This window comes from uncultured Nocardioides sp., from assembly GCF_947489365.1.
Lineage (GTDB): Bacteria > Actinomycetota > Actinomycetes > Propionibacteriales > Nocardioidaceae > Nocardioides.
This window is the reverse complement of the sequence record NZ_CANLDB010000001.1, coordinates 152,108-173,439: the sequence shown is the minus strand read 5'-3', so window position 1 is coordinate 173,439 and position 21,332 is coordinate 152,108. Positions and strand designations below refer to the sequence as shown.

At 75.4% G+C, this 21,332-nt stretch carries 18 protein-coding genes; 7 read left to right on the top strand and 11 right to left on the bottom strand.

Annotated elements, in window-relative coordinates; all coding sequences use genetic code 11:
- Positions 1-39: 39 nt before the first annotated feature.
- The 4 genes from Q0858_RS00825 to Q0858_RS00810 form a co-directional block, all read right to left on the bottom strand.
- Positions 40-768, bottom strand: coding sequence for a helix-turn-helix transcriptional regulator (locus Q0858_RS00825; protein WP_299050035.1), 729 nt, complete (start codon positions 766-768; stop codon positions 40-42).
- Between the two features lie 216 nt (positions 769-984).
- Entirely contained in the window at positions 985-3,375 is a 2,391-nt protein-coding gene (locus Q0858_RS00820) for a pyruvate dehydrogenase (protein WP_299050032.1), read from the bottom strand.
- The gene (locus tag Q0858_RS00815; RefSeq protein ID WP_299050031.1) at positions 3,372-4,598 is read right to left on the bottom strand and encodes a CaiB/BaiF CoA-transferase family protein; all 1,227 of its coding nucleotides are present in this window, start codon (positions 4,596-4,598) and stop codon (positions 3,372-3,374) included. Before Q0858_RS00815 ends, Q0858_RS00820 begins: the two co-directional genes overlap by 4 nt.
- A complete protein-coding gene (locus Q0858_RS00810) occupies positions 4,595-5,503 on the bottom strand; it encodes a hydroxymethylglutaryl-CoA lyase (RefSeq protein ID WP_299050028.1) in 909 nt (302 codons plus the stop codon). Before Q0858_RS00810 ends, Q0858_RS00815 begins: the two co-directional genes overlap by 4 nt.
- A 124-nt stretch (positions 5,504-5,627) precedes the next feature.
- Between Q0858_RS00810 and Q0858_RS00805 the strand changes: the two genes are divergently transcribed.
- Positions 5,628-6,530 (top strand): hypothetical protein, encoded by a 903-nt coding sequence (locus tag Q0858_RS00805; RefSeq protein WP_299050026.1) that lies wholly within the window; start codon positions 5,628-5,630, stop codon positions 6,528-6,530.
- Positions 6,531-6,532: 2 nt separating this feature from the next.
- Here Q0858_RS00805 and Q0858_RS00800 read toward each other — a convergent pair whose 3' ends face one another.
- The 3 genes from Q0858_RS00800 to Q0858_RS00790 form a co-directional block, all read right to left on the bottom strand.
- Positions 6,533-7,495: a hypothetical protein gene (locus Q0858_RS00800; RefSeq protein ID WP_299050023.1), complete on the bottom strand. Its 963-nt coding sequence runs from the start codon at positions 7,493-7,495 to the stop codon at positions 6,533-6,535.
- A gap of 118 nt (positions 7,496-7,613) precedes the next feature.
- On the bottom strand, positions 7,614-8,627 hold the full coding sequence (locus Q0858_RS00795; protein ID WP_299050021.1) for an alcohol dehydrogenase catalytic domain-containing protein: 1,014 nt from the start codon (positions 8,625-8,627) through the stop codon (positions 7,614-7,616).
- Between the two features lie 8 nt (positions 8,628-8,635).
- Positions 8,636-9,151 carry a DinB family protein gene (locus Q0858_RS00790; protein WP_299050018.1) on the bottom strand — a complete coding sequence of 172 codons (516 nt, stop codon included), beginning with the start codon at positions 9,149-9,151 and terminating at the stop codon, positions 8,636-8,638.
- 140 nt (positions 9,152-9,291) lie between these two features.
- On the opposite strand from Q0858_RS00790, the gene Q0858_RS00785 reads away from it, so the two are divergent.
- From Q0858_RS00785 to Q0858_RS00775, 3 genes are all read left to right on the top strand, one after another.
- Positions 9,292-11,205 carry a penicillin-binding transpeptidase domain-containing protein gene (locus Q0858_RS00785; RefSeq protein ID WP_299050017.1) on the top strand — a complete coding sequence of 638 codons (1,914 nt, stop codon included), beginning with the start codon at positions 9,292-9,294 and terminating at the stop codon, positions 11,203-11,205.
- Between the two features lie 135 nt (positions 11,206-11,340).
- Complete coding sequence (locus Q0858_RS00780; protein WP_299050016.1) at positions 11,341-12,927, top strand: NAD(P)/FAD-dependent oxidoreductase; 1,587 nt, start codon at positions 11,341-11,343, stop codon at positions 12,925-12,927.
- 48 nt (positions 12,928-12,975) lie between these two features.
- Positions 12,976-13,578, top strand: coding sequence for an isochorismatase family protein (locus tag Q0858_RS00775; RefSeq protein WP_299050015.1), 603 nt, complete (start codon positions 12,976-12,978; stop codon positions 13,576-13,578).
- Here the strand turns inward: Q0858_RS00775 and Q0858_RS00770 are convergent.
- Positions 13,553-15,058 (bottom strand): ATP-binding protein, encoded by a 1,506-nt coding sequence (locus Q0858_RS00770; protein WP_299050012.1) that lies wholly within the window; start codon positions 15,056-15,058, stop codon positions 13,553-13,555. The genes Q0858_RS00775 and Q0858_RS00770 overlap by 26 nt on opposite strands.
- Positions 15,059-15,232: 174 nt before the next feature.
- Positions 15,233-16,981, bottom strand: a complete 1,749-nt coding sequence (locus Q0858_RS00765) for a GAF domain-containing sensor histidine kinase (RefSeq protein WP_299050010.1) — start codon at positions 16,979-16,981, stop codon at positions 15,233-15,235.
- A 309-nt stretch (positions 16,982-17,290) separates the two neighbouring features.
- On the opposite strand from Q0858_RS00765, the gene Q0858_RS00760 reads away from it, so the two are divergent.
- Complete coding sequence (locus Q0858_RS00760) at positions 17,291-18,385, top strand: hypothetical protein (RefSeq protein ID WP_299050007.1); 1,095 nt, start codon at positions 17,291-17,293, stop codon at positions 18,383-18,385.
- On the opposite strand, the gene Q0858_RS00755 is transcribed toward Q0858_RS00760, so the two are convergent.
- A complete protein-coding gene (locus tag Q0858_RS00755; protein WP_299050005.1) occupies positions 18,348-19,280 on the bottom strand; it encodes a hypothetical protein in 933 nt (310 codons plus the stop codon). The two genes, Q0858_RS00760 and Q0858_RS00755, sit on opposite strands and share 38 nt — an antisense overlap.
- A gap of 158 nt (positions 19,281-19,438) precedes the next feature.
- On the opposite strand from Q0858_RS00755, the gene Q0858_RS00750 reads away from it, so the two are divergent.
- On the top strand, positions 19,439-19,846 hold the full coding sequence (locus tag Q0858_RS00750) for a YciI family protein (protein WP_299050004.1): 408 nt from the start codon (positions 19,439-19,441) through the stop codon (positions 19,844-19,846).
- Positions 19,847-19,851: 5 nt separating this feature from the next.
- A complete protein-coding gene (locus Q0858_RS00745; RefSeq protein ID WP_299050001.1) occupies positions 19,852-21,030 on the top strand; it encodes a DUF6596 domain-containing protein in 1,179 nt (392 codons plus the stop codon).
- Here Q0858_RS00745 and Q0858_RS00740 read toward each other — a convergent pair.
- Positions 20,960-21,253, bottom strand: a complete 294-nt coding sequence (locus tag Q0858_RS00740) for a WhiB family transcriptional regulator (protein WP_299050000.1) — start codon at positions 21,251-21,253, stop codon at positions 20,960-20,962. The two genes, Q0858_RS00745 and Q0858_RS00740, sit on opposite strands and share 71 nt — an antisense overlap.
- Positions 21,254-21,332: the final 79 nt, after the last annotated feature.

The following is a 21,332-nucleotide window of genomic DNA, read 5'->3' as shown; positions in this document are numbered from 1 at the left end:
CCGCCGTACGCCGTCCGCTATCCGCTCAACGCTGTCTGGTCAGCGCGCGAGCGTCTCGCTCGGCAGCTCGCCGAAGCGCTCGCGGTACTGCTGCGCGAAGCGGGACTGGTGGAAGAAGCCCCAGCGCGTGGCGACGTCGGTGACCCGGAGCGAGTCGGGGTCGCCGGCGAGCAGCTCGGCGCGGACCTTCGCCAGCCTCACCGTCCGCACGTACGCCATGGGCGGCACCCCGAGGCGGTCGGCGAACGCCGCGTGGAGCGTGCGGACGCTCACGCAGCCGACCCGGGCGAGCAGCTCGGGGGTGAGCTCGGCGTCGGCGTGCTCCTCGACGTACGCCACGACCGGCGCGAGCCGCCCCAGCCGGGTGCGGTCGTCGTGGTCGGCGAGGGCGTCGGCCCAGCGGTGCCGACCGCCCAGCAGCACGCGCGTGAGCACGAACCGCTCGAGCTCGGCGCGCGCGACCGGGCAGGTGGCGATGCCGCCCGGGCGGTCCAGCTCGGAGACGAGGAACCCCACCGCCCGCAGCACCCCGCGCCCGGCCTCGGTCGTGGTGTCGACCTCGACCTCGAGTCCCGTCACCCCGGCGGCGCGCCCGGTCGGGAGCAGCTCGGCGAGCAGCCCCTCCACCGCGGCGGCCGGCACCTCCAGCACGACCCCCGGCAGCCGCACCCGCATCACCGCCGGGGCGGCACGTCGTACGGCGTCGCGACGCGCGCTGCAGGCGAGGACGAGCACCCGGTCGGCGACGGGCAGGGCGGCGAGCGACAACGGGACCCCCGGGGGATGAGGTGTGTGACGACGCGCACAGCCTAGGAACCCGACCCACGCCCGCCCCGTCGTCTCGCCGGGCGGGATCGTGTGGCTGCGCCCACCACCTGGCCGAGTCGGCCCGAACGCACCTCCCTGACCCCTCGAGTCGGCCCGAACGGATGCCGTTCGGGCCGACTCAGCGCCCTGGCGGAGTGCGTTCGGGCCGACTCGGCGTCATCGGCCCAGCAGGTCGAGCGCGGCGCCGGTGACGGAGCCGGCGTCGAGGCCGTGGTGGGCGTAGGCGTCGGTGAGGCTCGAGGACTGGCCGAACTCGGTGACGCCCAGGCAGCGGATGCGGTCACCGCGGGCGCCGGCGAGGAACGACAGCGTGTGCGGGTGGCCGTCGAGGACCGTCACGATCGGCGCGGCGTGCTGCGGCGGCAGGAGCAGGTCGAGGATCCCCGACCCGACGCCGGCGTCCCGGCTGCCCCGCTGCTGGAAGGAGCGGAACACCAGGTCGGCGCTGGTCAGGCAGACGACGCCGGCGGTGATCCCCCGCCCGGCGAGCAGGTCCGCCGCGGCCAGCACCTCGGGCATCACCGCGCCCGCCCCCACGAGGACGACGTCCTCGCCGGCCGGGTCGTGGTCGGTGAGGCGGTAGCCGCCCGCCACCGCCTGGCGGCGGCGACGCTCCCGCAGGGCGGCGTCCTCCGGCACCCGCGCGAGCGCGGGGTCGAGCGGGCGGGTGGAGAGCCGGAAGTACGCCGACGTCCCGCCGGGCACCCCCACCGAGCGCATGGCGTGCAGGAAGGTCCACTCGAGGTCCTGCGCGAACGCCGGCTCCCAGGCGACGCAGCCCGGCTGCTCGAGCCCGATGGACGGCGTCGACACCGACTGGTGCGCCCCTCCCTCGGAGGCCAGGGTCACCCCGGACGGCGTCCCGACCAGGATCGACTGCCCGCCGGCGTAGATGCCGAACGACCAGGGCTCCAGCGCGCGCGCCAGGAACGGGTCGTAGAGGGTCGCGATGGGGATCAGCCGCTCGCCCCACCGCGACCAGGTCGCGCCGAGCTCGGCGAGCAGACCGACGAGGTTGACCTCGGCGATGCCGAGCTCGATGTGCTGACCGCCCTGCGCCTCGGACCACCGCAGCACCCGCTCGGCGTCGTCCGCGAACCAGTCGCGCCGCTCCGAGGAGGCCCACACGCCGGTCTTGTTGATCCAGCCGCCGAGGTTGGTGGACGACGCCACGTCAGGGCTGCAGGTCACCACGCGCTGCGCCACCTCGGGGGCGTCACGGACCAGGTCGGCCAGCATCCGCCCCAGCACGGCCTGCGTCGAGATCGCCTTGCGGTGGGGGTGGCCGAGCTCGAGCGGGACGTCCACCCGCTCGCCCGGCTCGTGGGGCGTCCGGGCGAGCGCCGTACGCCGCCGCGCGCACAGCGCACCGGGCTCGCTGTCGTCCGCGAAGCCGGCCCACGGGTCGTCCAGCGAGGTGCCGCAGGCGTCGGCGAGGGCACGCATCTGCGCCTCGGTCAGCAGCGCCGAGTGGTTGTTGGGGTGCCCCTCGGTCGGCAGGCCCCGGCCCTTGACGGTGTAGGCGAACACGACGGTCGGCCGGTCGGTGTCGACGCCGGCGAAGGTGTCGACCAGCAGCCCGAGGTCGTGGCCGCCCAGGTCGCGGACGGCGGCCGCGAGGTGCGCGGTCGGCACCGACTGCAGCAGCGCCCACAGCTCGTCGGAGCCGGTCGCCTCGTCGCCGCCCATGATCCGCTCGGCGACCTCCGTGGAGTCGGCGCGCAGGATCCGCTGGTACTCCTCGTTCGGCATCGCCTCGAGCCGGCGCCGCAGCTCGTCGCCCCCCGGGCGCTCGAACAGCGCCGAGATCAGCCGCCCCCACTTCAGGGTGACGACCTGCCAGCCGGCGGCGGAGAACATCGCCTGCAGCCGCTCGATCTGGATGTCCGGCACGACGCGGTCCAGCGACTGCCGGTTCATGTCGACGACCCAGAGCAGCTCGCCGAGCCCGGCGACCTGGCTGTCGGCGACGGCCTCCCAGATGGCCCCCTCGTCGAGCTCGGCGTCGCCGAGCAGGCTGACGAAGCGGCCGGGGTGCTCCGGTGGTCCTCCCTGGAGGACGGAGTCGTCGTGGACGGCCGGGAACTGCGAGCGCACGTACCGGTGCGCGATCGCCGCCCACAGCGTCGCCGTGGCGCCGATGCCGACCGAGCCGGTCGAGAAGTCGACGGTGTCGGGGTCCTTCGACCGCGACGGGTAGGCCTGCAGGCCCCCCTTCTCGCGCAGCGTCGTCAGGTACGACGCGTCGAGGTCGCCGAGCAGGTAGTTCATGGCGTGCAGGACCGGCGAGGCGTGCGGCTTGACCGAGACCCGGTCGCGCGCGGTCAGCTCGTGGAACCACAGCGCCACGCAGACGTCGACCATCGACGCGGACGACGCCTGGTGGCCGCCGACCTTGACGCCGGTGTCGTTGGGTCGCTGGCGGTTGGCGGCGTCCACGATCGCCGACGACAGCCACAGCACCCGCCGCGAGATCGCGCGCAGCGTCTCGAGGTCGGGGTCGTCGCCGCTCGTCGTGGCCGCGGTGCGGCCTGCGGTCTCGGTCATCGGTCCTCCTGGTTCGTCCGAGCCAGCTCGGCGAGCACGGCCTCGGTGTCGGCGCCGAGGTCCGGGCCGGGGTCGTTCACGGGCAGGGACCGCTCCCCCAGCAGCGGGACGACGCCGGGGAACGCGACCTTGCGCTGCACCCCGCCGACGTCCACGAGGCGGTGCTGCACCATGTCACGGGCGCCGTACTGGGGGTCGTCGACGATGTCCGAGGCCACGTAGATCGGGCCGGACGGCACCCCCGCCTCCTCGAGCACGCCGAGCACCTCGGCGCGGGTCCGCGTCCGGGTCCACGACTCGATGGCCTCGTCCAGCTCGTCGCGCCGCTCCCAGCGCCCGGCGTTGCGCGCCAGGTCGGGGTCGTCGGCCAGGTCGTCGCGGCCGATGGTCCGCATGAAGGTGCCGAAGATGTTGTCCGCGTTGCCCGCGATGACGACGGAGACGTCGTCGCCGCACTGGTAGGCGTTGGACGGGGCGATGCCCTCCATCCGGCCGCCGGTGCGCTCGCGCAGGACGTCGTACGCCGAGTAGTCCGACACCAGCGACTCCATCATCGAGAACACCGCCTCGTGCAGCGCGACGTCGACGTGGCGCTCGTCGGGACCGACGGCGGGCTGGGAGACGCGGCGTCGCTGCTCCCGGTCGAACAGGCCCATCACGATGCCGAAGGCGGCGTACAGGCCGGCGATCGAGTCGCCGATGCTCACCCCCACCCGCGCAGGCGGCCGGTCGGCCTCCCCCACCAGCTCGCGCATCCCGCCGAACGCCTCCGCGACGGCGGCGAAGCCGGGGCGTCTCGACATCGGGCCGGTCTGGCCGTACGCCGACACCCGCGCCACGACGAGCTCGGGGTTGATCCGGGTCAGGGTGGCCGCGTCGAGACCCCAGCGGTCGAGCGTGCCGGGGCGGAAGTTCTCCAGCAGCGCGTCGGAGCGGGCGATCAGCGCGAGGACGGCGTCGCGGCCCTCGGGCTCCTTGAGGTCGAGCGCGACCGAGCGCTTGCCGCGGTTGATGGTGCGGAACAGCATCGAGGTGTCGCCGGCGTACAGGCGCCAGTTGCGGAGCTCGTCACCCGTGCGCGGGCGCTCGATCTTGATCACCTCGGCGCCGAAGTCGGCGAGCAGGCGGCCCGCGGTGGGGGCGGCGATGAAGTTGCCGAGCTCGACGACCCGGAGGCCGGCGAGGGGACGGTCGCGGTCGAGCCGCACGTCGGGGTCGCTCACGCCGGCTCCCCCGCCTTGCCGAGCAGCGCCTGCACGGGGCTGTCGAGCTGCGCCGACAGCCGGGACGCGGTGTCCACGAGCACTCCACGGTCGACGGGCGTGATCGCGACGCCGGCGCGGTCGAGCATGAAGTGGAGGTCCTCGGAGGCGATGTTGCCGGTGGCCGCGGGCGCGAAGGGGCAGCCGCCGAAGCCACCGACGGACGCGTCGAGCGCGACCCGGCGGCCGAGGGCGACCGCGGCCCAGGCGTTGGCGTACCCGGTGTTCCGCGTGTTGTGGAAGTGGAAGCGCAGCCGCGGGGCGTCAGGCAGCTCCGGCAGCAGGTCGGCGAGCGCGGCGACCTGGGTGGGGACGCCGACCCCGACGGTGTCGGCGAACGCGAGCTCGTCGATCCCGAGCGCCAGCACGCGCTCGACGACGTCGGCGACCCGCTCGGTGGTCACCGTGCCGGCGAAGGGGCATCCGAACGCGACGGCGAGGGTCACCGACGCGCCGATCCCCGCGGTGCGGGCGACCTCGACGGCCGCGGCGGCGTGGTCGAGCATGCCCTCGACCTCGACGCCCTGGTTGCGGGTGCAGAACTCGTCGGTGACCGGGACGACGACGTTGACCTCGCCGACCGCGGTCTCCACCGCCCGCCGGGCGCCGCGCTCGTTGAGCACCAGCCCGATGTGGGTCAGGGGCGAGCCGTCCGGCGCGGTGGTAGGCACCGCCGCCATCACCTCCTCCGCGCCCGCCATCTGCGGGACGCGGTCGGGCCGCACGAAGCTCACCGTCTCGAGGCGTCGTACGCCGGCGGCGACGAGGCCTTCGACCAGCGCGACGCGGGTCTCGGGGGGCAGGGCTCGGTCCTCGTTCTGGAGTCCGTCGCGCGGACCCACCTCGACGAGCTCGACGCTACTCACCCGCCCGATCCTCCCGGGGGCGTCGTGGGCGCAGGTAGCCGCCCGGTGCGAAGCCGTGTCCCGTCGCCGCTGAACCGGCTCGCGGGTCTGGTCGGCGCGCGCCCGGCGGGGGCATCCTGCCGCCATGGACTACGCCGACGCCCGCGCCGCCTTCTTCGCCCCCCGCGAGGGCGAGGCCCACGAGCTGGACTGGCACACGCCGGCCCGCCGCCTCCGCGACTCGATGGAGGCGGTGGCAATGGTCTGCTACTGGGGCGAGCCGGCGTACGACGCCCAGGCCGCGCACGGCCTCGACTTCCTCACCGGCTACGTGTGGGGCCGCGGCAGCCAGCTCGGCGAGCCCGAGGGCGAGGTCGTCGCCGCGGCGTTCGGCGTCTTCGAGCCCGGCCTGGTGGACAGCCTCTGGGACGACGCCCGCTCCCGCTGCTCCCTCGCCGAGATCCGCGCCGCACGGGTCGAGGGCGTGACGGCGACCCTCACCGCGGCGTGCGGGGAGCCCGGACCCGAGGTCACCGAGACCGCCGACGCCCTGCTCGCCGCCGGACGCGGCCTGTCGGTGCTGGGCCGACCGTTCTACGCCGGTCTCCAGGCGCTCGACGTCCCCGACGAGCCGTGGGCGCGGCTGTGGCACGCCTGCACGGTGCTGCGCGAGCACCGCGGCGACGCCCACCTCGCGGCCTGCGTCGGCGCCGGCCTCGACGGCGTCACCGCCAACATGCTCACCGAGCTCTGGATCGGCTGGGAGCCCGACGCCTACACCGGCACCCGCGGCTGGTCCGCCGAGGTCATGGCCGCCGGCCGCCGCTCGCTCGAGGAGCGTGGCCTCGCCGACGGCAACGTCATCACCCCCGCCGGCCGCACGCTGCGCGACTCCCTCGAGGCCGTCACCGACACCTCCGAGCAGCCCGTCGTCGACGCCCTCGGCTCCGACCTCGAGACCCTGATCACCCGCCTCCAGGGCTGGTCCGACCGGGTCGTCGCCGCCGGCTGGTTCCCGCCCGACCCGTACAAGCACGCCGCGGGCTGACCTCACGCGGCGTCCCGGAGCGCCGCGACCGGACAGCCGGAGCCGCAGGCGACCGGGTCCACCACGACGCCGCGTGACCTGAGGAAGCGGACGACGAGGAAGGTGGTCCGGCAGGTGTCGCCGTAGACCTGCCCGTAGCCCAGGCGGGCGGTCGCCCCGCCGTCCGCCGCGAGCTCGAGGTCGCGCTGCAGGTCGTCGTCCCGCTGCGACCTCGTGCCGTGGTGGGCCGCGCCGTCGAGCTCGATCACTGCACCACCGTCGTACGTCGCGTCGCGGTAGCGGCGCCGCCCGCCGGAGTCGACCCGCACCTGCCACCGGGCCCGGGGCAGGCCGTGCGCGCGCTCGACCAGCGTCAGGTAGCCGTGCTCCAGCACCGACGTCGTGCCCCGGGCGAGATCGGTGAGCACCGACGCCAACCAGGCACGTCGTGCCAGACGGGGCCAGCGCTCCAGTGCGCCCAGGAGTCGTCGCGGTGTCGTCCGACGCTGCTGGCAGACGGCGGCCAGGATCCCGACGGCGGCAAGGTCGTCGCGCGCGGCCGCCGCGAGGTGGAGCGCCGCGTCCTCGCACCGGACCCTGGGCGGCGAGGTGTTCCAGTGCGCCGCCCCCTCCAGACGGGTGAGTCGGCGCACCACGACCCACGGCGGGGTCACCGGCCTGCGCCGGTCCCGGTCGACGGCGACGAACACCGGTCCGGTCGTGGAGGGTGGCGTGAGCGCGGACGCCAGGTGGAGGGCGGCGGGCCAGCAGCAGAGGACGGCGACCCAGGCGCGCTGGGGACCGGTGAGCGGGCCGGAGTGGGCGACGTACACCGCCTTCGCGTGGCGGGCCCAGCGCTCCCGCCTCACCAACCCTTCGATCTCGTGCGACGCAAGGCCCGCCTTCAGCGCCTGTCGCCTGGAGACCACCCCGTCCTGGCGCGCGAGGACCTCACGCAGCTCGGGCAGGTCGGACGGTGATCGCACCCCGGCAGGTTGCCCGGAAGTCACCGGCCACGCACGGCACCCGCCATCGACCTGTGGACAGCCCGGTTTGCGGGCGGTTCTCCGCTGTCACAGCGGAGAACCGCCCGCAAAGAGAGCCTCAGGGCTCGACGATCACCTTGATCGCGCCGTCCCGCTTGGACGACGCGACCGCGAAGGCCTCGGCGACGTCGTCGAGGGGAAAGCGGTGGGTGACGAGCGGGTCCATGTCGAAGCGGCCGGTGCGGACGAGCTCCTGGGCGCGCTCGTACTGGCCACGGCCGCCGTTGCCGCCGATCCCGAACACCGTCAGCGTCTTCGCCATGATCGGGACGACGGGGAGCGGGGGCAGGTCGTTGGCCCAGCCGATGTGGGCGAGCTTGCCCTCCTTGCGGACCAGGTCGAGGCACATCGCGGACGACGCCGGGAAGCCGCTGGTCTCGATGACGATGTCGGCGCCGGCGCCGTTCTCGGTGAGGTCGAGGATCGCCTGCTTCGGGTCGTCGGAGTCGGCGACGTTGACGCAGTCGGTCGCCCCGTAGGCCCGGGCGATCTCGAACGGCGCCTCGCGGGCGTCCGTCACGATCAGCCTCCCCGCGCCCGACAGCGCGCACAGGCGGGTGAGCGCCAGGCCGATCGGGCCCTGCCCGAGGACGACGACGGTCTCGCCGAGCAGGATCCGCAACCGGTCGACGGTGTTCAGTCCGACCGCCAGCGGCTCGAGCAGCGAGGCCTGCCAGGCCTCGACGCCGTCCGGGCGCGGGATGAGGTTGACCGACGGGACGGTGACCTTCTCCGTCATGCAGCCGTCGGACCACAGCCCGATCAGCTTCTTCCTACCGCAGTCGGCGGGCTTGCCCTTGCCGCACTGCTCGCACTCGCGGCAGGGCAGCGACGGCTTCACCGCGACCTTCTGGCCCACGAGCGCCTCGTCGACACCCTCGCCGACGCTCTCGACGACACCGGCGAAGTCGTGGCCGGGCACGCGGGGGAACGGCGTGTCGATGCGGCCGTCGTACTGGTGGACGTCGGTGCCGCACAGCGACGCCGACTCGACCTTCACCACGACCCAACCCGGTTCCGCCGTGGGCTCGGGACGCTCCTGGAGCTCGACGGTCTCCAGCGCCGTCAGCACCGCCGCCTTCACGACGCGTCGCCGGAGGTCGAGGCGTACGGCCCGAAGCCGCGGTTCTCCATCACCGTCAGCGCCTGGCCGACGTGCATCGCGGCGTGACCGACGATGAGCGGCGTCCACTCCTGGACGGTCATCGTGCCGAGGTCGGGGATCTCGACGACCCGCGCGGCGAGCTCGTCGGTGAGGACGCCGCCGGCGGTGGCCATCGTGCGGCGCGTGGTCTCGAGCTGGCCACGGGCCTCGGCGACCGTGGGCGGCGGGAAGCCGGTCAGGTCGTGGCCGATGGCCTCGCGGTAGAAGAAGCGGAGGTCGGGGTCGCACTCCAGGCGGCGGAGGTTGCCGAGCCACATGATCACGCAGACGTGGATGTGGGAGACGACCTCGGCGGGGGTCCAGCCGCCGTCGAAGTGACCGCGGTGCAGGTCACCGTCGGAGCACTGCGCCAGGGCGTCGTCGAGCCGGGCGAACTCGGCGTCCGCGTCGGCCAGGGCCTTCTCGATCTCGGGTGGTGCGGTCGCGCTCACGGGCGGCTCCTCGGACGGGGGGTGGTCGGGCTCGATCCTGCGACCGCCCCCGGGGCCGCACAAGGCCGCTGAGCGCGACACCTGAGCCCGTCGCGGCAGTGGAAGGACCCGGCGGGGTGCGCGGATGCGAGGATCGCGGCATGTCTCGGACCGCCTCCCCACGCCGCCTCGGCCGCCTCGGTGCCTGCGCCGCGGCGGCCCTGCTGCTCACCGCGTGCACCGGCGCGCCGCCCGAGGAGGACGACGGCGAGGACGCCGCCGAGGTCGCCGAGGAGCTCGCCGCGAGCCTGGGCGAGCACACGCTCGAGGGGGTGCCGCTGGTCGAGTTCGCCTCCCAGGAGGACTTCGCCGAGCTCATCGAGCCCCTCGTCGACCAGCAGGTCGTCGTCGAGGTCGGGGACGTCGACGAACGGGGCGCGACCGCGACCGCCGACCTCGACTGGACGTGGGAGATCGCCGGCCAGGAGTGGGCCTACCGGACGACGGCCAACCTGGTCGAGGTCGAGGGCGCCTGGCTCGTCGACTGGCGCCCCAGCACCCTCGCCGAGTACCTCCGCCCCCAGGACCGGCTGGGGTTGTTCTCCACCGAGGGCGAGCGCGGCCGCGTGCTCGGCGCGGACCGCGAGGTCATCGTGGTCGACCGCGAGGTCCGACGCTACGGCCTCGACAAGACGCTCGTGCGGCCCGCGCGCCAGGCCGACAGCGCCCGACGCATCGCCCGCAGCCTCGGCATCGAGGTGGCGCCGTACGTCGCGGAGACGGAGCAGTCCGGCGACGAGGCGTTCGTGGAGGCCCTGGTGCTGCGGCCGGAGGACGCCCGCGAGCTGGTGCCGCCCGGCTTCGGGAACATCCCCGGCGCGGCTTCCGTCGTCGACACGCTCCCCCTCGCCCCGACACGCGACTTCGCCGCCCCGATCCTCGGCCGCGTGGGCGAGGCGACCGAGGAGGTCGTGGAGGACAGCGACGGCGCCGTCGAGCCCGGCGACGTGGTGGGGCTGTCCGGCCTCCAGCTCCGGTACGACGAGCAGCTGCGGTCCGTCGACGGCGCCGAGGTCGTCGCGGCGGGCGACGGCGACACACGGCGGACGCTGTTCGAGGCCGCGCCGACCGACGGCGAGGACCTCCGCACCACCCTCGACGTCGACACCCAGACCCTCGCCGAGCGGGTGCTCGCCGAGGGCGTGCCCGCCGACGTGCCGTCGGCCCTGGTGGCCCTGCGCCCCTCCGACGGGGCCGTGCTGGCCGCCGCCAGCGGACCCGGCGGCGACGGCTTCAGCACCGCGACCGAGGGCCGCTACGCCCCGGGCTCGACGTTCAAGGTCGTGACCTCGCTGGCGCTGCTGCGCTCGGGACTCTCCTCCGACGACACGGTCGCCTGCCCGCCGAGCCTCGACGTCGACGGCCGGACGTTCACCAACTACTCCGACTACCCCGCCTCGGGGCTCGGCGACGTCACGCTGACCCGCGCGCTCGCGGACTCCTGCAACACCGCCTTCATCGGCGCCGGGACCGAGCGGCTCGGCGGCAGCGACCTCGCCGACGCCGCGGCGGCGCTCGGGCTCGGGGTCGACGCCGAGGTCGGGTTCAGCTCGTTCTTCGGCGAGGTCCCCCGCCCGGACGGCGACACCGACGAGGCGGCCTCGATGATCGGGCAGGGCCGGGTGCTCGCCAGCCCGCTCGCCATGGCCGCCGTCGCCGCGTCGGTCTCCGCCGGCGAGCGCGTCGTCCCCCGCCTCCTGCCGGAGGTCGAGGCGGAGACCGAGGACCCGTCGGCCCCCCTGACCGCGCCGGAGACGCGGGCGCTGCGCACGATGATGCGCACGGTGGTCACCGACGGCTCCGGCAGCGTCCTCGCCGGCGTGCCCGGCGAGGTGGGCGCCAAGACCGGCACCGCCGAGTACGGCCAGCCCGGCCCGGACGGCGAGCTGCCCACGCACGCCTGGATGATCGCCACCCGCGGCGACCTGGCCGTCGCGGTGTTCGTCGAGACCGGCGCCTCCGGCTCCACCACGGCGGGTCCGATCCTGGCCGAGTTCCTGTCCTCGGCGGGCTGACTTCGTCCGGTTCTCGGCGAAAGTCCACCGACGGGAGGTGGACGGCCTAACATATTCTCACCCGAGGTTTTCGTGGACGTGCAGGGTCCACGATCGCGGGTGCGTCCTCGCTCCCCCCACGAGACGGAACCCAGCATGCCCCTCACCGACGGCACGGCACCGCCTGCCTCGCCCGACCTGCACACCCGGCGTCCAGCCCGCGCCACGACCACGTACGACGCGGTGGTGGTCGGGCTGAGCCTGAACTCTCTGCTCGCGGCCGCCGAGCTCGCCGGCAACGGCTGGTCGGTCGCGGTCGTCGGGGAGTTCAGCGGCTCGCACCACGTCGGGCTCGACCACCTCACCCTGCCCGGGCACGTGCACGACTCGTTCACGTTGTGGCACCTGCACTTCATGGCCGGGCCGGCGTACGCCGCCCTGGCCGGTGACCTGCGGCGCCACGGGCTGGAGTACCTCACCGGCACCGGTCCCCTCACGGCCACGGTCGGGGAACGCGGCACCGTCGTCGCCCACCGGGACGCGGGCACGACGTCCGCGGGCTTCGCCGACCCCCGCGACGCCGCGACGTACGTCGGGATGCTGCGGGGCGTCGAGCACCTCGCGGCCGACGTCCACGAGGGCCTGGGCGCCGGCCTGACCCAGCGGGACCTGTTCGCCCTCGACGGGATCGGCCTGCGGGCCGCGGCCGCCACCGGGCACCGGGAGGTCGGCCGTGCCGCCGCCCTCAGCGCTACCGACCTGCTGGCCGACCGCTTCCGCGGCGACGAGGTCTCCCGGCTGTGGCTCCCCTGGCTGCCGGCCCTCGGGCTGCGGCCGGACGACGTCCTCGGCGGCCTCGCGCTGCCCGCGACCGCCCTGGCGATGCACGAGATCGGCCTGCCCGCGGTGCGGGGAGGGGCCGCCCGGTTCAGCGCCGCCCTCCTCGGGCTCCTGGTCGAGCGGGGGGTCGACCTCCTCCTCGACTCGGTCGCGGACGCGATCGAGATCGACGGCGGGCGCGCGTCGGCCGTCCGGGTCGGCGACCGCCGTCTCGCGGCGGTGGGGACGGTGATCGCCGCGACCGACCCCGCCCGTCTGCACGAGCAGCTCCTGGGCGACGTCGCCCCGCCGTGCCCCGTCGTCCCGTCCGGACCGCCGTCCCTCCGCCGGGCGGAGCACGCCGGGCTGCTCGACGACCACGGCCTCGTCCAGATCGAGGCGCACCTGGCGCTCCAGTCACCCCTGCCCTGGACCGACGACGTGCTGCAGGAGAGCCCGGTGGTCCACGTCGAGCGCCCGGGCGCCGCACCGATCGCCGTGGGGCAGCCCACCGTCCAGGACCCCGGTCGGGCGCCGCGCGGCCGGGGCACGGCCTGGCTCCGGGCCGAGGTGCCCGTGGCCGCCGCCGCCGACCCCGCGAGCGCCCTGCGCCGGGCGCTCGAGCAGGTCGACCGCTTCGCGCCGGGTCTCGACCGCGCCGTCACCGCCTGGCGCGTCGGCACGCGGCCCGCCGCCGGCCCGGTGACAGGTCTCCTCGCCCGCATGGCCGGAGACCACCCCGCGACCGGCCGCTACCGGGTCGTCCCCGACTGGCGCCCGGGGGTCGGCGCGGTCTACAGCACCGGGGTCCGGGGCCTCTACCACCTCGGGGCCTACCGCCACCCCACGCTGCGCCTCGCCGACGAGCCCCTCGTCGGCGGCGCCCGTCGGCTCCCCGTCTCGGCCCGCGTCCCGACCGGCTAGCGGGCGCCCCGGGGCCCGCGGACCCAGCGGGGTCGCGATGATGGACGCATGACCCGCCGCGCGCTGCTCGTCGTCGACGTCCAGAACGACTTCTGCGAGGGCGGCTCGCTGGCCGTCGACGGCGGCCACGCCGTCGCCGAGGCGATCACCCGCCACCTCGCGGACCACGCCGACGAGTACGTCGCCGTCGTCGCCACCCGCGACGACCACGACGCCCACGGCACCAACGGGGGCCACTTCGCCGAGCCCGGCGAGGCGCCCGACTTCGCCGCGACCTGGCCCGTGCACTGCGTGGCCGGGTCCGACGGCCACGACTACGCCCCCGGCCTCGACCTGACGCGGATCACCCACCACGTCCGCAAGGGCCGCGGGTTCCCGGCGTACTCCGGGTTCGAGGGACGGGTGGACGGCGGCGAGGACCACGGCTCGTCGCTGGCCGACCTGCTGGCCGGCCTCGACGTCGACGAGGTGGACGTCGCCGGGCTCGCGACCGACTACTGCGTGCGTGCCACGGTCCTCGACGCGCGCCGCCACGGTCTGGACGTCGTCCTGCTGGACGGTCTCCACGCCGGGGTCGACCCCGCCACCTCCCGGGCGGCCCTCGACGAGATGGCCACCGCAGGGGTCAGGCAGGCACCCGCGGGAGCCTGAGCGTCACGGTCGTCCCGCGCCCCGGGCGGCTGACCATGTCCACCGTGCCCCGGTGCTCCGTGGCGATCTCGCGGACCAGCGGGAGCCCGATGCCGCTGCCGGGCGTGTCGCCGGCGTGAGCACTCTCGGCGCGCCAGTAGAGGTCGAAGGCCCGATCGACCTCCTCCGGCGCCAGTCCCCCGCCCTCGTCGGCCACGACCACCTCGACCTCGTCCACGCCACGACGGACGACGACGTCGACCGCGCCGCCGCGGCCGTACTTGATCGCGTTCGAGAGCAGGTTCTCGACGGCCCGCTCGATCCGGCCGGGGTCGAGGGTGGCCCAGGTCTCCTCCCCGCGGACGCTCAGCGTCACCCCGGTCGCCGCGGCCGGGGTGGCCAGCGACTCGGCGGCCCGGGTGACCAGGGCGTGCAGGTCGGTGGCCTGCAGGTCGAGCCGGCGACGACGACCGGCGTCCTCGAGGATCCCCGTGACCCGCGCCTGCAGGGTCGAGGCGCTGCGGCGGATCCGCTCGACCAGGCCCGCGACCGTGGGGTCGTCGGCGATCTCCTCGCCGAGCAGCTCGGCGAAGCCGAGGATGGCGGTGAGGGGGGTCTTCAGCTCGTGGGAGACGGTCGCCGAGAAGCGCTCCCGGACCTCGAGGGAGTGGGCCAGCTCGGTGACGTCGTGCGCCACGACCAGCGTCGCGCGCCGGCCGTCGGGCAGGGAGATCGTGTGGCCGGTGGCGACGACGGCCACCTGCTGCCCGTCGGGGCCCAGCCACTGCACCTCCGGGTGCCGCAGCGCGCCACGCAGGGCCCGGGGCACCATCTGCTCGGCGTGCGGCACGGGCTCACGGCGGTCGGCGCGGACCACGCGCTCCCCCGCGTACGGCGCCCGGTCGAGGGCGAAGCCCGCCGCCTCCGCCAGGTCCTCCGCCCGGCCGTTCGCGAGCAGCAGGTGGCCGTCGGCGTCGTACAGCGCGAGGGCGACCTCGGCGGCGTCGACCATCGTGCGCGCGAGGTCGGCCCCCGCCGACGCGTGGGCGCTCACGTGCTGGATCTCGGCCGAGCAGGCCTGTGCGAGGTCCTCGAGACCCGCGAGGTCGTCCTCGGTCCACTCGCGCGGCTCGGGGTCGATGGCACACAGCGAGCCGACCACGGTGCCGTCGGCGCGCGTGAGCGGCCACCCGGCGTACGCGACGACGCCGAGGGCCTCGATGGCCGGGTTGTCGGCGACCCGGGGGTCGAGTCGGGCGTCGGTGACGACGAGCGGTGCCTGCTGCCTCACCACGAGGCGGCAGAACGAGTGGGTCAGCGGGGTGCCCCGCTGCGAGGCCCACGGCTCGGGCAGCCCGAGCTGGCCGGGGAACACCTGGCGGTCGGCCTCCACGATCGTGACCAGCGCGACGGGGACGCCGAGGAAGCGCTGCACCAGCCGGCAGTAGTGGTCGAAGGACGAGTCCCCGAGCAGCACGGCCGGCTCCACGACGCGCCCCATGGGTCTCCTCCGGCCTGGTCTGGACGGGGCACAGCCACCCGACGTCCGCCACCGGCCCCGGACGCTGCCGCGGCAGCACTGGTGAGCAGGGAACACGGTAGGGCACGAGACACCTTCGCGTCAGCAGGAGACGCGAGCTCGCCGCGGCCGGTCCTGGCCGGGCCCTGCGGGCCCTCAGCGCTCCCGCGGCAGACGGACGCGGAAGGTCGACCCGACGCCCAGGGTGGAGTCGACCTCGATGCGGCCACCGTGGCGCTCGACGACCCTCGCCGCGATGGCCAGACCGAGGCCGGTGCCCGGCCGGGAGCGGGCCCGGGGGTTCGCCGACCGGAAGAACTCGCCGAAGACGCGGCCGCGCTCCTCCTCGGCGATCCCGATGCCGCGGTCGGTGACCTCGAGCACCACCTCGCCGGCGACGCCCGCGAGGCGGATGTCGACGGAGCCGTGGTCGTCGGAGTACTTGACCGCGTTGCTGACCAGGTTGACGACCAAGTGCTCCAGCTCACCGGGCATGCCCCGGACCCGGACGTCGTCGTCCGCGTCCACCCGGACGGCGACCCCCCGCTGGCCGGCCTGGAGCGTCACCACCTCCACCGCGTCCGCCACGACGACGGCCAGGTCGACCGACCGCCCCTCGCGGACGTCGGCGGCCTCGTCGACCGCCGAGAGCGTCAGCAGGTTGTCCACGAGGACCGTGAGGCGGTGCGTGGCCCGGCCGATGCGGTCGGCGAGCAGCAGGCCGCCCGGCTGGCCGTCGATCTCGTCCTGCAGCAGCTCCAGGTTGCCGCGCACGGCGGTCAGCGGGTTCTTCAGCTCGTGGGCGATCGTGGCGATCAGCTGCTGCTTGTACGCCGCGTGGCCCCGCTCGCGCTCGAAGAAGCGGGCGGTCTGCAGGGCGGAGCCCAGGTCGCGGCCGAGGTCCTGGGCGGCGAGGATCTCGAGGTCGCTCCACTCCGCGGCCCCGGAGCGTCGTACGCCGACCACGGCGCCGAGGCACTCGGTCCCGGCGCCGACGGGGACCAGCAGCATGGACTCCAGCCCCACCCCGTGCAGGTGAGCCAGGACCTGCTCCCAGCCCTCGCTGCCGGGGCCCGCCGGCAGCACGCGCTCCTGCTCCACCACCACGGCCTGCTGGTCGCGCCAGGCCGTGTCGGCCATCTGCCGGATGCGGTCGACGATCTCGGGCGGGGGCGCGTCCCCGGCGTCCGGGGGGTGGCGCAGCAGGCGGCGGGGGTCCTCGGTGTGGAACCACACCTGGTCCGCTCGCAGGCACTCGGCGAGGTCGGCCCCGGCCGAGTCGAGGAGGTCGCTCTCGTCGAGCCGGGAGATGGCGGACCGGACCACGCGCCTGGCCTGGGCCGCGATCCGGATCTGCTCGTCGCTGCGGTGGAGGCTGTCCGCGTGGAGGAGGACCGGGACCATCCGCTCGACGTACGCCTCGAGCTGGCGGCGCATCACCGGCGTGGGGACCCTGCCCCCGGGCGGGTCGTCGACCGCGACGTGCCCCCGCACGGCACCGGAGCCGTCGACGAACAGCACGAACAGCTCGTCGTCGGGCGACCACTCCTCGGGGTCCGAGGTGGGTGCGGCGTCCGACGCCCACCGGGGGCCGTTGTCGGGCAGCCGTCCGCGGGGGACGTAGTGGACGCGGCCGTCGACGTCGGCCGCCGCGACCGCCCGGTCGAGCTGCTCGCCCGCGAGATGGGTGCCCTGCAGGTACTCCTGCGCGTCGGGGGGCCCGACGACGGCGACGAACTCGTACTCGCCGGTGCCGCGGAGCAGGGAGACGGCGACCACCCCGTAGCCGAGCACGTCGCGGACGCCCTCGGCGGCGTGGTGCAGGTCGTCCCCGGCGGCTTCGTGGAGGTCCCGGAGGTCGGCGGCGGGGTCGCGCACGCGACGGTGCGCCACCTGGTCCGTCATCGGAGCCCCCCGCCCGAGCCGAGGCACCGGCGTTCGGTGCTGGAGCGATCCTAGGAAGAACCTGGGCACCGCGTCTCCCCCCACGACCCCCGCCGGTCGCCCGCCGGGGTCGCCGCAGCTCGTCGGGGGTCTCGCGCGCCTCCCCCGGGTCGAGCGCGCGAGACCGCCGTCATCACACCGCCGCGACCCGGAGGATGTCAGCCCCGGCCGGCGCTCCCGGACGCTCCCGGACAGCGGACATGCCCTAGGGTCCGCACGGGCCGGACGGCGCGCGTTGCCGCCCGGTCGCTGACGACATGGGGGTGTCGGATGGATTCCGCACGCGGGGACGACCCGCAGGACGACCCGCAGGACGACCCGCAGGACGACCCGGACCTGCCGGACGACGGGCGGTGGACACCGCTGGCGTCCGAGCTCCGTCGGCTCCGGGCCGACGCCGGAGAGCCGTCGTTCCAGACGATCGCGACCCGGGTGCGTGACCGGCGCCTCGCCGCCGGGGCGACCCCGGCCGGGGCACGGGTGGCGCGGTCGACGGTCTACGACTGCTTCCGTGACGGCAGGAAGCGGATGAACCTCCCCCTCGTCGCGGAGATCGCCCTCGCACTCGGTGTACCGGAGGCCGGGGTCGAGGAGTGGGTCGCCGCGGCGCGCGCACCGTCGGGCGGGCCTCCGGCCGCCGTCCCCGGGCCTGCGCCCGCCCCGGCACCGACCGACACCGACGAGGACGCCGGGACCGAGACCGTCGTCGTCCGGCCCCCGGCGCGGGGTCCCGGCGCCCGCGCGGCGTCGGCCCTCGTGGCGGCGTGCGTCGCCCTCAACCTGGCGGGCCTGTGGTTCGTGGCCGCCACCGACCTGCCCTTCTTCCTGGACATGGTCGGGACCGCGATCGCGGCGATCGCGCTCGGCCCGTGGCGCGGGGCGCTCGTCGGGGCGACGAGCTCGGTGGTCGGCCTCGGCCTCACGGCGCCGGAGGAGCTGCCGTTCCTGCTCGTCAACGTGGCGGGAGCACTCCTGTGGGGGTACGGCGTCCGCACCCGGGGGATGGGGCGGACCCTCCCCCGCTTCCTCGCCCTGAACGCCGCCGTCGCCGTCGTGAGCACGTCGCTCGCGGTGCCGATCCTGCTGCTGGTGGCGGGGGCGGAGCCCCGGGGCCCGCAGGACCAGCTGACCGTGACCCTGGCCGCCGGACTCGGGGGCTGGGTCGCGGCGAGCATCGCGTCGAACCTGCTGGCCTCGCTGGTGGACAAGGTGGTCGCCGGCTTCGTGGCCCTGGTCGCGGTGTCGGCGCTCCCGACGTCGATGCGGCGCGGGTGCGGGCTCGTGCTCGCCGACCCCGACCTCGGCGACGGCACCGGGACCGGACCGCTCAGTCGGGCACCCGGCCGCCCGGGAGCCGTACCGTGACCAGCGGGTGGTCCGAGACCTGACGGCGGATCCCCGCGGTGTCCACCCGCGCCGGGCCTGCGTCGACACCGAGGGTGAAGACCTGGTCGATGCCCGCCCGTCGGGGCGGGCGGCAGGGCGAGGACCCTCCGTCGCCGAAGGCGTTGGTCATGCCGGCGCGGGTCAGCACGCAGTGGGGGTCGGTGATCTCGTTGAAGTCCCCGACGAGGAAGACGGGGCTGCCGTCGGTCGCCAGCCGCTGCACCAGCCGCCGCTCGATGCGGAGCGCTCGTGCGCGGTACCGCTCGTTGCTGCCGTTCAGGTCGTAGGGGTTGTGCACGTTGACCAGGTGCAGCGTCCGCCCGGTCGACCGCTGCCGCAGCGTCGCCCAGGCCTGCGCCTGCGGAACGCCCCCGAAGTAGGGGATGTCGAACTGCCGGGCGCGGACGAGCGTCCAGTCCGCCCGTCGCCACACGATGGTGTTGGCGGTGACGACGGTGTCGGTGCGGGGGAAGACGCCCCACGTGTCGCCGTGGTCGGAGCGCAGGAGGGCCCACTGGCGCTTCTGCAGCTCCTGGAGCCCGGCGACCCCGACGGAGGCCTCGTCGAGCATGTCCACCATCTCGGGCAGGCGCTCGGTGTACTCCGGCCAGTCCGGCTTGCTGTCTCCCCCGGGGCCCGTGTGGTCGGCCCCGAGCACGTTGAACGACGCGACCGTGACCACCCCCGCCCGCGGGCCGCCCCGCTCCGGGCGGAACCCCGCCGGGACCTCGCGCCCGCCCCCACGCGGTCCGGCGTCGCGCCGGTCGTCGCCGCCGGTCCCCGCACCGCGGACGACGTCCAGGAGCACCGCCCCGCCACCGAGGAGCAGCAGCACGGCGCCGAGGACTCCCGCGACCCGCGTACGGCGGCTCATCGGGGCCCGGTCACGTCGGTCATCCGGTCAGTGTGCCGACCTGCCCGAAAGTCACGACCCCGCCGATGTCGAGACGACGCGGCCGGCTCCGTCCCCGGGACGAGGCGGCCAGGATGGGCCGCACGACACCGTTCGACACAGCACCGAGGAGACCGGCCATGGCGAAGTACCTGCTGCTCAAGCACTACCGCGGCAACCCCGCGTCGACGAACGACGTCCCGATGGACCAGTGGGAGCCCGACGAGGTCGACGCCCACCTGCGCTACATGGACGACTTCGCCGACCGGCTGCGTGGCTCCGGGGAGTTCGTCGACTCCCAGGCCCTGCTGCCCGACGGCCTCTGGGTCCGGTACGACGGGGAGGGCCGCCCGCCGGTGACCGACGGGCCGTTCCCGGAGACCAAGGACCTGATCGCCGGCTGGATGATCATCGACGTCGACGACCGGGCGCGCGCCGTCGAGCTCGCGGGCGAGCTGTCCGCCGCGCCCGGCGCGGGCGGGCGACCCCTCGGGGAGTGGCTCGAGGTGCGCCCGCTGTACGGCGACGCCCCGACGGTCACGGACTGAGCCTCGTGGACGAGGCCCTGCTGCGGCGCCTCACCCCGGAGGTGACGGGCGTCCTCGTGGGTCGCGGGGCCGACTTCGCGACGGCCGAGGACGCCGTCCAGGAGGCGCTGCTGGAGGCGGTCCGGACCTGGGCGGACGAGCCGCCCCGCGATCCCAAGGGGTGGCTCGTCACCGTCGCCTGGCGCCGCTTCCTCGACCTGGTGCGCAGCGACTCGGCCCGGCGTCGCAGGGAGGACCTCGTCACCGACGAGCCCGAACCGGGGGCGCCGCGCGACACGGACGACACGCTGGCGCTGTACGTGCTGTGCGCCCACCCCGCACTCACGCCGGCGTCCGCGGTCGCGCTGACCCTCCGGGCGGTCGGCGGTCTGAGCACCCGTCAGGTCGCGGCGGCGTACCTCGTGCCCGAGTCGACGATGGCGCAGCGCATCAGCCGCGCGAAGCGCACGGTCGCCGAGGCGGGGCTGCGCGGCGAGGGCCCAGGAGACCTGGCGACGGTGCTGCGGGTGCTCTACCTCGTGTTCAACGAGGGCCACTCCGGCGACGTGGACCTGGCGGCGGAGGCCATCCGGCTCACCCGGCAGCTCGCCGTGCTCGCCGACCACCCGGAGGTCGGCGGGCTGCTGGCCCTGATGCTGCTGCACCACGCGCGGCGACCGGCGCGGACCCGGGCCGACGGGGCCCTCGTGCCGCTCGCCGAGCAGGACCGCTCCCTGTGGGACACCGCGATGATCACCGAGGGGGTCGCCGTCCTGCAGGCCGCCCTCGCCCGCGACGTGCTCGGCCCGATGCAGGCGCAGGCCGCCGTCGCGGCGCTGCACGCCGACGCCCCGAGCGCGGCGGAGACCGACTGGGTCCAGGTCGTCGAGTGGTACGACGAGCTGCTCGCCCTCGGCGAGGACCCGGTCGCCCGCCTCGCCCGGGCGGTGGCCGTCGGGGAGGCGGACGGGCCCCGCGCCGGTCTGCGGGCCCTGGCGGAGGTCGACGCGGGCGTGCCGCGGTGGACGGCGGCGTCGGCGTACCTCCACGAGCGCGACGGCGACGTGACGACCGCCGGCCGGCTCTACGCCGAGGCCGCCGCCCGGGCGGGGAGCCTCGCGGAGCGGGACCACCTCACCCGGCAGGCCGCACGGCTGCGGGCGCGGTCGGGGCCGAGCGCGGAGGACGACCCCGGCCCCGCTTGACCGCGACCACCGCGCCGTCCACGAGGATCCGACCACCCCACACCCCCCAGGGCTCAGCACGCTCGAGCGCACCGGTGAGGCACGCCTCGGCCAGCGGGCACCCGCCGCAGAGGGCCTGCGCGACCGCGAGGACCTCCGGCTTCTCCGCGAACCAGAGGTCGAGGTCGTCCCGGCAGGGGGTGAGGGTTGCCGCGTCCCAGGGGGCGGTCGCGGTGAGGGTCATGACTGTCTCCCGTGTCGTCGTCAGGTGTCTGCGACGAGGTTCGCGCCACGCCCTTGCGAGCCACTGGCACCCGACTTGA

What these genes read in the sequence shown, in the direction of transcription:
- Q0858_RS00820 (WP_299050032.1), bottom strand. Translation starts at nt 3,375, where the DNA reads ATGACCGAGACCGCAGGCCGCACCGCGGCCACGACGAGCGGCGACGAC.
- Q0858_RS00805 (WP_299050026.1), top strand. Translation starts at nt 5,628, where the DNA reads ATGGACTACGCCGACGCCCGCGCCGCCTTCTTCGCCCCCCGCGAGGGC.
- Q0858_RS00785 (WP_299050017.1), top strand. Translation starts at nt 9,292, where the DNA reads ATGTCTCGGACCGCCTCCCCACGCCGCCTCGGCCGCCTCGGTGCCTGC.
- Q0858_RS00780 (WP_299050016.1), top strand. Translation starts at nt 11,341, where the DNA reads ATGCCCCTCACCGACGGCACGGCACCGCCTGCCTCGCCCGACCTGCAC.
- Q0858_RS00775 (WP_299050015.1), top strand. Translation starts at nt 12,976, where the DNA reads ATGACCCGCCGCGCGCTGCTCGTCGTCGACGTCCAGAACGACTTCTGC.
- Q0858_RS00770 (WP_299050012.1), bottom strand. Translation starts at nt 15,058, where the DNA reads ATGGGGCGCGTCGTGGAGCCGGCCGTGCTGCTCGGGGACTCGTCCTTC.
- Q0858_RS00765 (WP_299050010.1), bottom strand. Translation starts at nt 16,981, where the DNA reads ATGACGGACCAGGTGGCGCACCGTCGCGTGCGCGACCCCGCCGCCGAC.
- Q0858_RS00760 (WP_299050007.1), top strand. Translation starts at nt 17,291, where the DNA reads ATGGATTCCGCACGCGGGGACGACCCGCAGGACGACCCGCAGGACGAC.
- Q0858_RS00755 (WP_299050005.1), bottom strand. Translation starts at nt 19,280, where the DNA reads ATGAGCCGCCGTACGCGGGTCGCGGGAGTCCTCGGCGCCGTGCTGCTG.
- Q0858_RS00750 (WP_299050004.1), top strand. Translation starts at nt 19,439, where the DNA reads ATGGCGAAGTACCTGCTGCTCAAGCACTACCGCGGCAACCCCGCGTCG.
- Q0858_RS00740 (WP_299050000.1), bottom strand. Translation starts at nt 21,253, where the DNA reads ATGACCCTCACCGCGACCGCCCCCTGGGACGCGGCAACCCTCACCCCC.